The organism is Streptomyces sp. WAC07094 (assembly GCF_036320405.1).
Classification (GTDB): Bacteria; Actinomycetota; Actinomycetes; order Streptomycetales; family Streptomycetaceae; genus Streptomyces; species Streptomyces lannensis.
The window spans coordinates 5,308,291-5,322,348 of record NZ_JAVMJZ010000001.1 but is presented as its reverse complement, the minus strand read 5'-3'; the positions used below and the strand labels follow the sequence as shown (position 1 = coordinate 5,322,348).

The following is a 14,058-nucleotide window of genomic DNA, read 5'->3' as shown; positions in this document are numbered from 1 at the left end:
CAGGGATCCACGGGGATCCGTTGGGAGACAGTTCATGTACGACTACGACCTCCTGGTCGTCGGATCGGCCAACGCCGACCTGGTGATCCGGGTCGAGCGGCGGCCCGCGGCCGGGGAGACCGTGCTCGGCTCCGACCTGGTCGTCCACCCGGGCGGCAAGGGCGCGAACCAGGCGGTCGCGGCCGCCCGGCTCGGCGCCCGTACGGCGCTGCTGGCCCGGGTCGGCGACGACGGGCACGGCCGGCTGCTGCTCCAGTCCCAGCGCGCGGCCGGTGTCGACCCTGCGGGGGTTCTGGTGGGCGGGGCGCCCACCGGTGTCGCGCTGATCACGGTGGATCCGTCGGGGGACAACAGCATCGTGGTCTCACCGGGCGCCAACGCCCGGCTCGCCCCGGAGGACGTGCGGGCCGCGAGCGGTCTGCTGCAGGCCTCCCGGGTGGTCTCCGCGCAGTTGGAGATCCCGCTGGAGACGGTCGTGGAGGTGGTACGGAGCCTGCTGTCCGGCACCCGTTTCGTACTGAACCCGTCGCCGCCCCGGCCGCTGCCCGCCGAGGTGCTCGCGGCGTGCGACCCGCTGATCGTCAACGAGCACGAGGCCCGGGTCATCGCGGGCGGCGAGCTGGACGGCTCGCCCGAGGACTGGGCGGCCGCGCTGCTGGCTCTCGGCCCGCGCTCGGTCGTGGTGACGCTGGGCGCGGAAGGCGCACTGGTCGCGACCGGCGAGGCCATGACCAGGATCAAGTCCGTGAAGGTGGACGCGGTGGACACGACGGGCGCGGGCGACGCCTTCACGGCGGCGCTGGCGTGGCGTCTGGGCGCGGGCTCGTCGCTGCCGGACGCGGCGGCGTACGCGGCGCGGGTCGGCGCGGCCGCGGTGACCCGGCCCGGCGCGCAGGAGTCCTTCCCGACCGCCGAGGAGGTCGAGTCCCTGTGAAGAAGGCCGGAATTCTGAACCGTCATCTCGCGGGCGCCCTGGCCGAGCTGGGGCACGGGGACACGCTCCTCGTGTGCGATGCGGGCATGCCCATCCCGGCGGGGCCGCGGGTGGTCGACCTGGCGTTCCGCGCAGGGGTGCCGTCCTTCGCCGAGGTCCTCGACGGTCTGCTGGACGAGCTGGTGGTGGAGGGCGCGACGGCGGCGCACGAGGTGCGGGGCGCGAACCCCGGGGCCTCGTCCCTGCTGGACGCCCGCTTCCCGGAGCTCACGCTGATATCCCACGAGAAGCTGAAGGAACTGACGGCGGACGCACGCCTGGTCGTCCGCACGGGCGAGGCCCGGCCGTACGCGAACGTGCTGCTGCGCTGCGGAGTGTTCTTCTAGCCGGCCCGGGGCCTCGGCCCGGGAACGATTCGAGGGGGTCCGGTTCTCGAACCGGACCCCCTCGCGTTCTCCCCTCCTGCCGGAACCCCCCGTGATCCCCCCAGATCCCCCTCCAGAAGTTCCGACGCACAGTACGACAGCCGGGGTCGGGGAAGGGTTGCACGGTCCCCGCCGGATTTTCCTCCGGGTCCTAGACCACGTGCTCCACGAAGCGCGCCACCGTTTCGGCCAGCACCTCCCGCCCGTCCCTGGCCCACAGCGCGTCGTTGAAGAGTTCGACCTCGATCGGGCCGGTGTAGCCCGCCGCCTCCACGTATCCCTTCCACTCCCGCATGTCGATGGCCCCGTCGCCGAGCCGGCCCCGGCCGTTGAGGACTCCGGCCGGCAGCGGGGTGGTCCAGTCGGCCAGCTGGAAGGCGTGGATGCGGCCGCCGGCGCCCGCACGCGCGATCTGCCCGGGAGCCGTGTCGTCCCACCAGATGTGGTACGTGTCGATCGTGACCCCCACCTGCCCTGCCGGGAAACGCTCGGCGAGGTCCAGTGCCTGCGCCAGGGTGGAGACCACACAGCGGTCTGCGGCGTACATCGGGTGGAGGGGCTCGAGGGCCAGCCGCACACTCCGCTCGGCGGCGTACGGCGCCAGCTCGGCCAGTGCGTCCGCGACTCGTTCCCGTGCCCCGCGCAGGTCCCGGGAGCCGGCCGGGAGTCCGCCCGACACCAGGACCAGAGTGTCCGTGCCCAGGGTCGCCGCCTCGTCGACCGCCCGGCGGTTGTCGGACAGGGCACGGACCCGTTCGGCCGGGTCGATCGCAGTGAGGAAGCCGCCGCGGCACAGCGTCGTCACCGTCAGCCCGAAGTCGCGGCACAGTCTCGCCGCGGCCTCCACCCCGTACGACCGCACCGGGTCCCGCCACAGACCCGCATTGCGCACCCCCGACTCCGCGCAGGCCGAGACCAGTTCGGGGATGCTCAGCTGCTTCACCGTCATCTGGTTGACGGAGAAGCGCTCCGGTGCCGTGCCGCTCATCCGTCCACTCCGTACAGGGCCAGCAGTGTCCTCATCCTTGTCTCCGCACGCTCGGGATCCGGGAACAGGCCGAGACCGTCGGCGAGTTCGTACGCCTTCACCAAGTGCGGCAGCGAGCGTGCCGACTGAAGGCCGCCCACCATGGTGAAGTGGTCCTGGTGGCCGGCGAGCCAGGCGAGGAGGACCACGCCCGTCTTGTAGAAACGGGTGGGCGGCTGGAACAGGTGGCGGGACAACTCCAGCGTCGGGTCGAGGAGTTCGTGGAAGCCGGCCGTATCACCCGTGTCCAGTGTCCGCACCGCCTCGGCCGCCACCGGACCCAGCGGGTCGAAGACGCCGAGCAGCGCGTGGCTGAAGCCCTTCCCGTCACCCGCGATCAGCTCGGGATAGTGGAAGTCGTCTCCCGTGTAGCAGCGCACACCCCGTGGGAGGCGGCGCCGCAGATCGATCTCACGCCGGGCGTCGAGCAGCGAGATCTTCACGCCGTCCACCTTGTCCGGGTGTGCGGCGACGACCTCCAGGAACACCTCTGTGGCCGTGTCGAGGTCGGCCGAACCCCAGTAGCCCTCGAGGGCCGGATCGAACATCGGGCCGAGCCAGTGCAGGATCACCGGGTCGGCGACCTGGTGCAGCAGGTGGCCGTAGAGGTCGAGATAGTCCTCTGGGCCCCCCGCGGTTGCGGCCAGCGCACGGGACGCCATGAGGATCGCCTGTGCGCCCGCACCCTCGACGACGGCGAGTTGTTCCTCGTAGGCCGTACGGATCTCCGCCAGGGTGCCGGCCGCCAACTGGTCGGTGCCGGCGCCACAGGCGATGCGGCCGCCGACGGCCTTCGCCTCGGCCGCGGACCGGCGGATCAGTTCCGCCGCGCCCGCCCAGTCCAGTCCCGTCCCGCGCTGGGCCGTGTCCATGGCCTCGGCGACACCGAGTCCGTGCGACCACAGATGACGGCGGAAGGCCAGGGTGGTGTCCCAGTCGACGGCGGCGGGCGCGTCCGGGGACACGTCCGCGTACGGGTCGGCCACGACGTGCGCGGCGGCGTAGACCGTACGGGAGGTGAAAGGGGTGCCGGTGGGGACGACGAGGGGCGAGCGGCGCGGCTCGTACGTCCTGAACCTGCCGTCCGTGCCCGGGAGCCGGATGGTCACAGCACGATCTCCGGTACCTCGATCCGGCGGCCCTCGGCCGAGGACCTCAGGCCCAGTTCGGCGAGCTGGACGCCGCGGGCGCCGGCCAGCAGGTCCCAGCGGTAGGGCGCGTCGGCGTACACATGCCGGAGGAACAGCTCCCACTGGGCCTTGAAGCCGTTGCCGAACTCGGCGTTGTCCGGCACCTCCTGCCACTGGTCGCGGAAGGCGTCCGCGGCGGGGACGTCCGGGTTCCAGACCGGCTTGGGGGTGGCGGACCTGTGCTGCACCCGGCACCCGCGCAGCCCGGCGACGGCCGAACCCTCGGTGCCGTCGACCTGGAACTCGACGAGTTCGTCGCGGTGGACGCGCACGGCCCAGGAGGAGTTGATCTGGGCGATCACTCCGCCTTCCAGTTCGAAGACAGCGTAGGCCGCGTCGTCGGCCGTGGCGTCGTACGGCTTGCCGTTCTCGTCCCAGCGCCGGGGGACATGGGTGGTGACCAGGGCCTGGACGGAGCGGACCCGGCCGAACAGCTCGTGCAGGACATAGTCCCAGTGCGGGAACATGTCGACGGCGATCCCGCCGCCGTCCTCGGCCCGGTAGTTCCAGGAGGGCCGCTGGGCGGACTGCCAGTCACCCTCGAAGACCCAGTAGCCGAACTCGCCTCGGACGGACAGGATCCGGCCGAAGAAGCCGCCGTCGACCAGGCGCTTCAGCTTCAGCAGTCCGGGCAAAAAGATCTTGTCCTGGACGACCCCGTGCCGCACGCCCCTGGCGCGGGCCAGGCGGGCCAGCTCCAGCGCGCCCTCCAGGCCCGTCGCGGTGGGCTTCTCCGTGTAGATGTGCTTGCCCGCCGCGATCGCCCTTCTGATCGACTCCTCTCGCGCCGAGGTGACCTGGGCGTCGAAGTAGATCTCGACGTCGGGTTCGGCGAGGACCGCGTCCACGTCGGTCGACCAGTGGTCGAGTCCGTAGCGCCCGGCGAGCGCCTTCAGCGCGTGCTCTCGGCGGCCGACCAGCACGGGCTCGGGCCACAGCAGCGTGCCGTCGTCCAGCTCGAGACCGCCCTGTTCGCGGATGGCGAGGATGGAGCGGACGAGGTGCTGCCGATGTCCCATGCGCCCCGTCACACCGTTCATGGCGATGCGCACCGTCCTGCGTGTCACGTATGACCTCCGTACACGTCCGGCGCCCCCGACGCGCGGGGCAGCAAGCGCTTTCTGGGCGCATGACGCTAGCGGTCGTGCGGCGGGTCGGACAAGACCGCGGACCGCGGCACGGTATGGGCCCGCACGGCGCCACACAGTGCGACATGTCGCATACGTCACGGTGCCGTTGGTCGATCCGTCGAACAAAGAGGAACCGCGGACCTGTACACGGATGTCCGGAGAGCTGTAGATGGATCTCTGTGGATGCGCGCGGCCCGCCCGGAGGCTCCCGCTCCCCGAACCACGACGACAACGGCGAGAAGCACGACAGCCACGAGCATCACAAGACACGCGACCGGAGGACGACGATGACGGTGACCCTGGCGGACGTGGCGGCGCGCGCACAGGTGTCGCCCGCCACCGTGTCGCGTGTACTGAACGGCAACTACCCGGTGGCGGCGTCGACCAAGGAGCGGGTACTGCGCGCGGTGGACGAACTGGACTACGTCCTCAACGGTCCGGCCAGCGCCCTCGCGGCGGCCACGTCCGACCTGGTCGGCATCCTGGTGAACGACATCGCCGATCCGTTCTTCGGGATCATGGCGAGCGCCATCCAGTCGGAGATCGGTGGTCCCGGGGGACGCGCGGGCGGCGAACGGCTCGCCGTGGTCTGCAACACCGGCGGCTCGCCCGAGCGGGAGCTGACCTATCTGACCCTGCTGCAGCGGCAGCGGGCGGCGGCCGTGGTGCTCACCGGCGGCGCGGTGGAGGACAGTGCGCACGTCGAGGCCGTGGGCTCGAAACTGCGCAAGCTCTCGGCGGCGGGGACCCGTATCGTCCTGTGCGGGCGCCCGCCGGCCCCCGAGGCGATCGCCCTGACCTTCGACAACCGCGGCGGCGCCCTGCGGCTCACCGAGCATCTGATCGCGCTCGGGCACCGGCGGCTCGGGTACATCGCGGGCCCGCAGGAGCGCACGACGACCCGGCACCGGCTGGAGGGACACCGCGCGGCCCTGGCCGCCGCCGGCGTCGAGGACGACCCCCGGCTGACGGTGCACGGTCTCTACGACCGCCGGGCCGGGTACGAGGCCACCCTCGAACTGCTGTGCCGCGAACCGTCGTTGACGGCGGTCGTGGCGGCGAACGACACGGTGGCGCTCGGTGCCTGCGCGGCACTGCGGGACTCGGGTCTGCGCATCCCCGAGGACGTGTCGGTGGCCGGCTTCGACGACCTCCCGTTCGCGATCGACGCGGTACCGGCCCTGACGACGGTGCGCCTGCCGCTCGCGGAGGCCGGTGCCCGCGCGGGCCGGGTCGCCATGGGCCGGGAGGAGCCGCCGCCGGGCGGGATCACCACGGTGGGCGGGGAGTTGATGGTCCGGGGGTCGACGGCGGCCCCGCGGTCCTCCGGGCGGCCAGGCTGAGCGAGGGACCGGCCCCGCAGCGGCCGCGGCCCCATGGACGGCGGCCGGAAGCCGACGTACGCTTCCCTCATATCTCTGACTGAGTCAACCATCGGACTGCCGGGGCCGACCATGACCGTCCAGGACATCCGCTCGTTCAACCGCTTCTACACGAACGTCATCGGCGCGCTCGACTACGGCCGCCACCTGTACGCCCCGTACACGCTCACGGAGACCCGGGTGCTGTACGAACTGGCCCACGCCCGCCGTACCGACGCGGCCGACCTGCGCGCCGAACTCTCCCTGGACGCGGGATATCTGAGCCGCATCCTGAACAAGTTCGAGCAGGACGGGCTGATCGAGCGGGCGCCCTCCGAGACCGACCCCCGACGCCGCCGCGTCGGCCTCACCCCGCGCGGCCGGGACACCGCGGCCCTGCTCGAGGAGCGGGCCCGTGAGTCCGTCTCCGTGCTGCTCGACGGCGTCTCCCCCGACGACCGGCCGCGCCTCGCGGAGGCGATGCGCACGATCCGTACGGTCCTCGGGGGCGACCGCGCACCGCGCGCCGAGGACGTGGTGCTGCGCGACCCCGCCCCGGGCGACCTGGGCTGGATCGTGCAGCGCAACGCCGCCGTGTACGCCGCCGAGTACGGCTGGAACGCCGACTACGAAGGGCTGGTGGCACGGATCGTCGCCGACTTCGCCGAGGACCACGACCCGCACCTGGAACGGGTGTGGATCGCCGAGAACGCGGCGGGACGGCCGGTGGGATGCGTCATGTGCGTACGGGACGAGGCCCCGGCCACCGCCCGGCTGCGGCTGCTGCTCGTCGAGCCCGACGCACGCGGCCTCGGTGTCGGCGACCGCCTGGTCGAGGCGTGCGTCGGCTTCGCGCGCGGTGTCGGCTACCGCGAGCTGGTCCTGTGGACCAACGACGTCCTCGCCGCCGCCCGCCGCATCTACCGGCGTCACGGCTTCGTCCTCGTCGGCGAGAAGCCCCACCGCTCCTTCGGCAAGGATCTCGTCGGCCAGGACTGGCGGCTCGACCTGCTCGGCCCGCCCCACTGAGGACGAAGGGCACCGCCGGCGAGTAGGGTCGCCGGGCATGAAGGCTGCGTTCTCCACCCTCGGTGTCCCCGGCCTGCCCGTGGCGGACGTGGTCCGGCTGGCAGCCGGACACGGCTATCACGGCGTGGAGTTGCGGGCGCATCCCGAGGAGCCCGTGCACCCCGGCATCGGCCCGGCCGAGCGGGCCGCGGTGGCCGCGGAGTTCACGGCGTCCGGAATCGAGATCATGGGACTCGCGGGATATGCGCGGGTCGCCGCGCCCGGTGACGACGGACCCGTACTCGGCGAGATCCGCGCGCTCCTGGACCTGGCCCGCGACCTGGGCGCCCCAAGTGTCCGCGTCTTCCCCGGCGGTGGTGGCGAGCAGTCCCCCTCGGAGGCCGACGCCATCGCCGCGCGACGGCTGGGCACCGCCGCCGAGTACGCGGCCGACGTCGGCGTGCGCATCCTGCTGGAGACCCACGACTCGCACCCCACCGGCGCGGACGTCATGCGGGTCCTCGGTGCGGTCGGCCACCGCCACGCGGGCGCGCTGTGGGACGTGATGCACACCTGGCTGGGCGGCGAGCAGCCGCAGGAGACGTTCCCTGCTCTGTCCCCCTACCTCGGCTACGTCCAGGTCAAGGACATCGCGTCCGCCGAGGACAGGACCCCGCTGCCGCTCGGTTCCGGTGTGCTCCCGCTCACCGAGTGCGTGGAGGTCCTCTCCCGCCACGACTGGGACGGCTGGCTGTGCTGGGAGTACGAGAAGCGGTGGTACGAGGCCGCGGCGCCGCTGCCGGAACTGCTCGGACCGGGGCGCCGGCATCTGGCCCGGCTGCTCGGCGAGTCGGCGTGAGCCACGCGATATTCGCCGGCCGGGCAAGGCGGGCGGCGACCAGCCTCCGCGAGTGAGCCTTCCGGCGGTTGCTGTTCGGGCGGACCGTGTCCGTGCTCGGCAGTTTCATGGCCATGGTCGCCGTCATGTACCAGGTCCGGGACATGACGCACAGCACGGTCTGGAGGCCCTCAACCAGATCTCCGCCCAGGCGATGGTGCTGCCCGGCCCCGCGCTCGGCGGTCTGGTGCTCGGCTGGACGGGCGCCGGGGTCTGCTACCTGCTCGACGCCCTGAGTTTCGCCCTCGCCTTCTACGGCGGTGGCGTCACCGCCTCGGCGCTGTCCGGCTCGATCACCCGTCTGGGGCGCCCGGGCCTGGTGATGCCCTCCGGCACCTGGGGCGGAGCGCTGGTCCTCTTCGGTCCGACGACCAGCCCCTGGGCCGGACTCGGGCTGCTCGTCCTGCCCGGAGCGGCCGACACCACCGCGGTGATCTCGCGCAGCACGATCGTGCAGATCCGCGCCCCGGACGCCCTGCTGGGCCGGGTCACCGCGGCCGAGCAGACCGTCGGCCAGGGCGGTCCCGACCTCGGCAACCTGCGCGGTGGCCCGGTCGCCGGCTGGACCTCCGGCACCGTCGCACTCGTCAGCGGCGGCCTGCTGTGCCTGCCGGCGGTCGTGTTCCTGGGCGCGAGCACACCTGAACTGCGGGAGTACGCCGAACCCGGGGCCCCGCACGAGACCACCCCCGAACTGCGGGACGCGGCCGCACCGGATGTGTCGTGAGCCCTCCGCGCCCCGCTCCGGACACCACCCTCGGGACGGCCGCCGCGGGCAACCGCGGGCGCCGAGACCTACCCGGCCGTCCCCGCCGCCGCCCGAGCCGCCTTGTGCACTCGTGCCCGCAGGAGTGAGCGGCGCTCGGGCCACTCCTGCGCCGTGATCGAGTAGATCGCCGAGTCGCGGAGCAGGCCCTCCTCTCCCGGCGCCCATGAGCGGGACCAGTTGCGCAGAACGCCCTCGAAGCGGGCGCCGACGCTCTCGATGGCCGCGCGGGAGCGACTGTTTCGGGCGTCGGTCTTCAGATCGACGCGGGAGACGTCCCACTCCTCGAACGCATGGCGGAACAGCAGCAGTTTGGCCTCGGCATTGACACCCGTGCCCTGGGCGGACCGGGCCAGCCAGGTGAAACCGACCTCGACGGCGTCCAGTCGGCCGTCCGACAGCCAGCAGCGCGGTTCCCAGTACGACGTGGCGCCGACCGCCCGTCCGGTGGCGAGGGAGATCTGGGCGTACGGCGCGAGCCTGCCGGTCGCCGCACGATCGAGTTGCGCGGCGATGTAGTCGCCCACCTCCTCGGCCCTCGGGACCCACGTGTAGGCGTACGACCCCCGGCCCTCCTCCGCCGCCACCGCCAGGTCGGCCGCATGCCGCTGCCCGAGTGGTTCCAGCCGTACGAGCGAGCCCTCCAGGACCGGCCCCGTCAAGATGAACGTCACGGCCGGAGTGTGGCGCACCCGCCCGCGCGCGTCGAGCGGATTGCGGGTCCGACCGGACTCCGCCGGTGCCGGAGGGCTTCGGACGTGCCCGGCGGGCAGCCACAGACACCCCAGGTCGCCGTCCTGGGATCAGCGGTATCAACTTCCCGCGACATGGCCGGAACCGGGAACCCCGCCACCCTCGTGCCCGTCCCATCCGCGAGCTGCCGGATGAGTCTCCGCCTGCGGTGTCGGCCCTCGCTGCTGGCTGCGATCGCTGACCACCCTCTCCGCCGCACGCGGCCGGCAGCATGCCGTCATCGGCGCGCCCCCCTCCAACAGCGCCGGTGACGGCCCCTCGCCGTTACTGCGCATTCCCTTGACTGGCAGAAACTTCCCGGATATTGGTGACTCCTTGGAAGTTTCCTTCAGCGATCTCCTCCGGAAGGAGCGCACGTGCACGGCGCCGGTACAGGAAGCACCCCCACCCCCTCCAGACGGACGGTCCTCGCCGCCACCGCGGGACTGACCGCGGCCCTCGCACTCACCCCGGGCACAAGTCATGCCGCTGTGCCCGCCGATGGCCGGCTCCGGGACCTCATCTCCCGTATGACGCTCGAAGAGAAGGTCGGCCAACTCTTCGTGATGCGGGTCTACGGCCACTCGGCCACCGACCCGGACCAGGCCGACATCGACGCCAACCTCCAGGAGATCGGCGTACGGACGGCCGCCGAGCTGATCGCCAAGTACCGCGTCGGCGGCATCATCTACTTCACCTGGGCGCACAACACCCGTGATCCGCACCAGATCGCGGACCTGTCGAACGGGATCCAGAAGGCGTCGCTGGACCAGCCCCGCGGGCTGCCCGTCCTCATCGCCACGGACCAGGAGCACGGCATCGTGGCGCGCGTGGGCAAGCCCGCCACGCTCTTCCCGGGCGCGATGGCGGTCGGAGCGGGCGGCTCCCACGCCGACGCCCGCACCCTCGGCCGCATCTCCGGCGCCGAGTTGCACGCCCTCGGCATCCGCCAGGACTACTCGCCCGACGCCGACGTGAACGTCAATCCGGCCAACCCGGTCATCGGCGTTCGGTCCTTCGGCGCCGACCCGGACGCGGTGGCGGGCCTGGTCGCGGCCGAGGTGAAGGGATATCAGTCCTCGGGGGTCGCGGCGACCGCCAAGCACTTCCCGGGCCACGGCGACACCGCCGTCGACAGCCACTTCGGCTTCCCGGTCATCACCCACAGCCGCGAGCTGTGGGAGCAACTCGACGCGGTGCCCTTCCGGGCGGCGATCCGCGCCGGGATCGGCGCGATCATGACGGCACACATCATGGTCCCCGCGCTCGACGACTCCGGTGACCCGGCGACGCTCTCGCATCCGATCCTCACCGGAATCCTGCGCGAGGAGCTGGGCTACGACGGGGTCGTGGTCACCGACTCGCTGGGGATGGAGGGTGTACGCCAGAAGTACGGCGACGACCGCGTACCCGTGCTCGCACTGAAGGCCGGCGTCGACCAGCTGCTCAACCCGCCGTCCCTGGACGTGGCGTGGAACGCGGTGCTCCAGGCCGTACGGAGCGGTGAGCTGACCGAGGCCCGGCTCGACGAGTCGCTCCTGCGCATCCTGCGGCTGAAGGCCGGACTGGGGCTGCTGGAGCGACCGTTCGTCTCCGATGCCGGCGTCGACCGGACCGTCGGCGTCCCGGCGCACCTGCGTGCGGCGGACCGTATCGCGGACCGCACCACCACGCTGCTGGTCAACGACGGGCGCCTGCTGCCGCTCTCCCGCCGCGCCCATCCGCGGGTGCTGGTGGTCGGTGCCGATCCGGCCTCCCCGTCCGGCACCGACGGACCGCCCACCACCGTACTGGCCGACGCCCTCACCGACCTCGGTTTCACGGCGACCGTGCTGTCCACCGGCACCGCGCCCTCACCGGCGACGATCGAGAAGGCCGTGGCCGCTGCGGGGAACGCGGACGCGGTCGTCGTGGGCACGTACAACGTGACCGCGGCGAGCTCCCAGCGGACGCTGGTGAACCAGCTGGTCGCCACCGGGAAGCCGGTCGTCGCGATCGCCCTGCGCAATCCGTACGACGTGGCCCAACTGCCGGACGTCAAGGCGTTCCTGGCGTCGTACTCCTGGACGGACGTCGAACTGCGAGCGGCCGCCCGGGTGATCGCAGGTCGTGTGCGTCCGCGCGGAAAGCTGCCGGTGCCGGTGCAGCGGGCGGACGACCCGGCACAGGTGCTGTACCCCGTCGGGTTCGGGCTGTCGTACTAGGCGTACGCCCCACACCGGACAGCTCGTCCCCAACTGTCGCAAAGCACCCCACATGTCTGGCGTGAGCCGTGGCCGCGGGTCACGCTGGACCGGGGGGTCGCGATGCGAGGGACACGGGCGCTGCTGGGTGCGCTGTTGACCGCTGCGCTGGCGGCGGCCGGGATCACCGGCTGCCAGACGGCGTCGGACCCGGCGAAGGACCGGCCGAGCGGGGGCGCCACGGCCACCCGACCGATCGGCTACGGCGCCGAGTTCCTCGCGGTGGACGAGTGCAGTTCCTTCGGGACGACCAGTTTCACGGAAGTCCCGTGCACCAGCGAGCGCGCGGCGGCACGGGTGGTCGCACGCTACGACGGCGATCCGTCGCGCGGTCCGGCCTGCCCGGCCACCACGGACTTCGTGCTGCACATCAGCGAGTCCCGGCCCGCCTCGGACGAGGACGGGGACGGGGCGGTGCCGCAGGGCTACGCCTGCATGCGGAACCTGGAGCCGCCCCACCCGGGCGACCCCGGGGGCGGTGGCGGACCGCGCACGATCGTGGGCGACTGCGTGTACGGCGCGGGGAAGGGACAGGTCCGTGAGACGGCCTGCGACGGCAAGGGGAGCCACGCCCCCGAGTACAAGGTGACATCGGCGGTGGCACGCCGCGCGCAGTGCCCCGGGTCGACGGCTCTCTACGTCCAACTGGGCGGCAGCAGGCCGGTGGGGTGCGCGCGGCAGATGTGAGAGCGGCGGGGACCGCCGGGCGAACCCGGTGGTCCCCGCCGCCGCGCATGACCGCCGTCGCGGCGCGGGAGGCGGGGCGGCCGGCCCTTCGTCCCCGCCGCGACGGCGACAGGTCACGGCCTGAGCGCCGGCTCGCGCTCCACGTCGCGGCGGTCCAGCCGCGCGTCGTACCGCGCCAGCGGCTTGGCCGACGACGGGTTCTCCTGGACCGTCGTCGACGCGACGCCCGCCCAGTCCAGGATGCGGGCGGTGGCCAGCGCCTTCTGGTCGGCGACCAGGCCGGCCACGTTCGCACCGTGGTTCATGCCCGGGGCCGTGAAGACGTAGGAGTCACGGGCGCCCGCGCCGACCCGGAAGCGTTCCGCGCCCCACGGGTCGTTCTGGCCGTAGACGAAGAGCATGTGCTGCGCGTGGTGCGTGACCCAGCTGTCCACGTCGTGCATCGCCCCGGGCCGGAACGTCATCGGGATGGAGCGGGGCACGAAGTTCCGGGGCGGCTGGTAGCCGTAGCGCACGTACTTCTTCTCGATGTACGGGAAGTGGATCGTCGGCGCTCCGAGCTGCGTGCCCGCCTGGTAGTAGTACGGCGTGTAGGGCTCCAGGCCCTGGTCGGTGTAGAAGGAGAAGCCGGAGATCGTGTCGACGGAGTTCCAGATCTCGTCGTCCGTCGCATGCTTCGCGTCCGCCGGGATCGTGTCGCAGTCCGACAGCAGGCTGTACTGCCAAAAGCCCCAGACGTAGTCGAGGACGACCGCCTCGTAGGCCCGGTCCAGGCTGCCGACCGTGGTGAACGTGTAGCCGTTGTCCGCCGCGTACTGCTTGTACTTCTTCTCCAGCGGCTCACGGCGCACCAGCGCCTCGCGCTGCACCGCCTGCAACCGGTCCCGGCACTCGTTGGTGCCGACCTTCGTGAAGAAGCGGTCGTAGGCGGAGTCCTCGTTGTTCACGACGTCGTTCGGGGCGACGTACGCCACGATGCCGTCCATGTCACGCGGGTAGAAACGCTCGTAGTACGTCGCCGTCATACCGCCCTTGGAGCCACCCGTCGCGAGCCAGTGACGGCCGTAGATCGGCTTGAGCGCCTCGTAGATACGGTGCTGGTCGCTCGCCGCCTGCCAGATGTCGAGCTTCGACCAGTCGGCGGGCTGCGGGCGGGAGGGGGTGAAGAAGCGGTACTCCATGGAGACCTGGTTGCCGTCCACGATCTGGGTCGGCTCGCGGCGGCTGGGGGTCGTGGAGACGTTGTACCCGCCGGTATAGAAGACGGTCGGCCTGGAGACGTCCTTGTGCAGCACGGTGATCCGCTGCTGGAACGTGCCCTTGGACGGGTGCCGGTGGTCCACCGGCTGGGTGTAGTTGAGAACGAAGAAGCGGTACCCGGTGTACGGCTTCTCCTCGATCAGGCTCATGCCCGGTATGGCGAGCAGCCGGTCCTTGATGTCCGTATCGGCCGTGGCGGCGGTGGCCGCTCCGGCCGTACTCAGCGTGCCGACGAGTACCACGAGCGCCAGCAGCCATCTGAGCGCCTTGCGCATGCACCCTCCCCTGTGAACGCGGATGTCCGCCGGAACCTAGCGGAGCAACTGGTCTCACACCAGGGGAGGTTGGGAAAACCTGTGAGTTGGCCGAGAAGACCACCGCCGCACCCGGCGGTCCG

Annotated in this window: 12 protein-coding genes and 1 pseudogene; 8 read left to right on the top strand and 5 right to left on the bottom strand. The window is 72.0% G+C overall.

What is annotated here, in order from left to right; translation table 11 throughout:
* Nucleotides 1-34: 34 nt before the first annotated feature.
* Nucleotides 35-934 carry a ribokinase gene (locus RCR19_RS23540; RefSeq protein WP_331266922.1) on the top strand — a complete coding sequence of 300 codons (900 nt, stop codon included), beginning with the start codon at nucleotides 35-37 and terminating at the stop codon, nucleotides 932-934.
* Nucleotides 931-1,320, top strand: coding sequence for a D-ribose pyranase (rbsD, locus tag RCR19_RS23535; protein WP_331266921.1), 390 nt, complete (start codon nucleotides 931-933; stop codon nucleotides 1,318-1,320). The genes RCR19_RS23540 and rbsD overlap by 4 nt, the downstream gene beginning before the upstream one ends.
* Before the next feature lie 190 nt (nucleotides 1,321-1,510).
* Here the strand turns inward: rbsD and RCR19_RS23530 are convergent, their stop codons facing one another.
* The 3 genes from RCR19_RS23530 to RCR19_RS23520 are packed head-to-tail and all read right to left on the bottom strand — an operon-like array spanning nucleotide 1,511 to nucleotide 4,643.
* Nucleotides 1,511-2,347, bottom strand: coding sequence for a sugar phosphate isomerase/epimerase family protein (locus tag RCR19_RS23530; RefSeq protein WP_331266920.1), 837 nt, complete (start codon nucleotides 2,345-2,347; stop codon nucleotides 1,511-1,513).
* Nucleotides 2,344-3,495, bottom strand: a complete 1,152-nt coding sequence (locus RCR19_RS23525) for a dihydrodipicolinate synthase family protein (protein ID WP_331266919.1) — start codon at nucleotides 3,493-3,495, stop codon at nucleotides 2,344-2,346. The genes RCR19_RS23530 and RCR19_RS23525 overlap by 4 nt, the downstream gene beginning before the upstream one ends.
* Complete coding sequence (locus tag RCR19_RS23520) at nucleotides 3,492-4,643, bottom strand: Gfo/Idh/MocA family oxidoreductase (protein WP_331266918.1); 1,152 nt, start codon at nucleotides 4,641-4,643, stop codon at nucleotides 3,492-3,494. The genes RCR19_RS23525 and RCR19_RS23520 overlap by 4 nt, the downstream gene beginning before the upstream one ends.
* Nucleotides 4,644-4,993: 350 nt before the next feature.
* On the opposite strand from RCR19_RS23520, the gene RCR19_RS23515 reads away from it, so the two are divergent.
* The 4 genes and pseudogenes from RCR19_RS23515 to RCR19_RS23500 all read left to right on the top strand — a co-directional run bounded on the left by RCR19_RS23515 (nucleotide 4,994) and on the right by RCR19_RS23500 (nucleotide 8,700).
* Entirely contained in the window at nucleotides 4,994-6,049 is a 1,056-nt protein-coding gene (locus RCR19_RS23515; RefSeq protein ID WP_331269536.1) for a LacI family DNA-binding transcriptional regulator, read from the top strand.
* Between the two features lie 111 nt (nucleotides 6,050-6,160).
* Nucleotides 6,161-7,096, top strand: a complete 936-nt coding sequence (locus tag RCR19_RS23510; RefSeq protein ID WP_331266917.1) for a bifunctional helix-turn-helix transcriptional regulator/GNAT family N-acetyltransferase — start codon at nucleotides 6,161-6,163, stop codon at nucleotides 7,094-7,096.
* Between the two features lie 37 nt (nucleotides 7,097-7,133).
* Nucleotides 7,134-7,934 carry a sugar phosphate isomerase/epimerase family protein gene (locus RCR19_RS23505; RefSeq protein WP_331266916.1) on the top strand — a complete coding sequence of 267 codons (801 nt, stop codon included), beginning with the start codon at nucleotides 7,134-7,136 and terminating at the stop codon, nucleotides 7,932-7,934.
* A 68-nt stretch (nucleotides 7,935-8,002) separates the two neighbouring features.
* A pseudogene (locus RCR19_RS23500) lies at nucleotides 8,003-8,700 on the top strand (hypothetical protein).
* A 68-nt stretch (nucleotides 8,701-8,768) separates the two neighbouring features.
* Here RCR19_RS23500 and RCR19_RS23495 read toward each other — a convergent pair.
* Nucleotides 8,769-9,413, bottom strand: a complete 645-nt coding sequence (locus RCR19_RS23495; RefSeq protein WP_331266915.1) for a GNAT family protein — start codon at nucleotides 9,411-9,413, stop codon at nucleotides 8,769-8,771.
* A 435-nt stretch (nucleotides 9,414-9,848) separates the two neighbouring features.
* Between RCR19_RS23495 and RCR19_RS23490 the strand changes: the two genes are divergently transcribed.
* Nucleotides 9,849-11,675, top strand: a complete 1,827-nt coding sequence (locus RCR19_RS23490) for a glycoside hydrolase family 3 protein (RefSeq protein WP_331266914.1) — start codon at nucleotides 9,849-9,851, stop codon at nucleotides 11,673-11,675.
* A gap of 102 nt (nucleotides 11,676-11,777) precedes the next feature.
* Nucleotides 11,778-12,401 carry a hypothetical protein gene (locus RCR19_RS23485; RefSeq protein ID WP_331266913.1) on the top strand — a complete coding sequence of 208 codons (624 nt, stop codon included), beginning with the start codon at nucleotides 11,778-11,780 and terminating at the stop codon, nucleotides 12,399-12,401.
* A gap of 113 nt (nucleotides 12,402-12,514) precedes the next feature.
* Here the strand turns inward: RCR19_RS23485 and RCR19_RS23480 are convergent, their stop codons facing one another.
* The gene (locus RCR19_RS23480; RefSeq protein ID WP_331266912.1) at nucleotides 12,515-13,936 is read right to left on the bottom strand and encodes an aminopeptidase; all 1,422 of its coding nucleotides are present in this window, start codon (nucleotides 13,934-13,936) and stop codon (nucleotides 12,515-12,517) included.
* Nucleotides 13,937-14,058 lie beyond the last annotated feature (122 nt).

Excerpts from the sequence above, each read along its gene's own strand:
- RCR19_RS23480 (WP_331266912.1), bottom strand. The coding sequence starts at position 13,936 with ATGCGCAAGGCGCTCAGATGGCTGCTGGCGCTCGTGGTACTCGTCGGC.
- RCR19_RS23540 (WP_331266922.1), top strand. The coding sequence starts at position 35 with ATGTACGACTACGACCTCCTGGTCGTCGGATCGGCCAACGCCGACCTG.
- RCR19_RS23515 (WP_331269536.1), top strand. The coding sequence starts at position 4,994 with ATGACGGTGACCCTGGCGGACGTGGCGGCGCGCGCACAGGTGTCGCCC.
- RCR19_RS23505 (WP_331266916.1), top strand. The coding sequence starts at position 7,134 with ATGAAGGCTGCGTTCTCCACCCTCGGTGTCCCCGGCCTGCCCGTGGCG.
- RCR19_RS23510 (WP_331266917.1), top strand. The coding sequence starts at position 6,161 with ATGACCGTCCAGGACATCCGCTCGTTCAACCGCTTCTACACGAACGTC.
- RCR19_RS23530 (WP_331266920.1), bottom strand. The coding sequence starts at position 2,347 with ATGAGCGGCACGGCACCGGAGCGCTTCTCCGTCAACCAGATGACGGTG.
- RCR19_RS23485 (WP_331266913.1), top strand. The coding sequence starts at position 11,778 with ATGCGAGGGACACGGGCGCTGCTGGGTGCGCTGTTGACCGCTGCGCTG.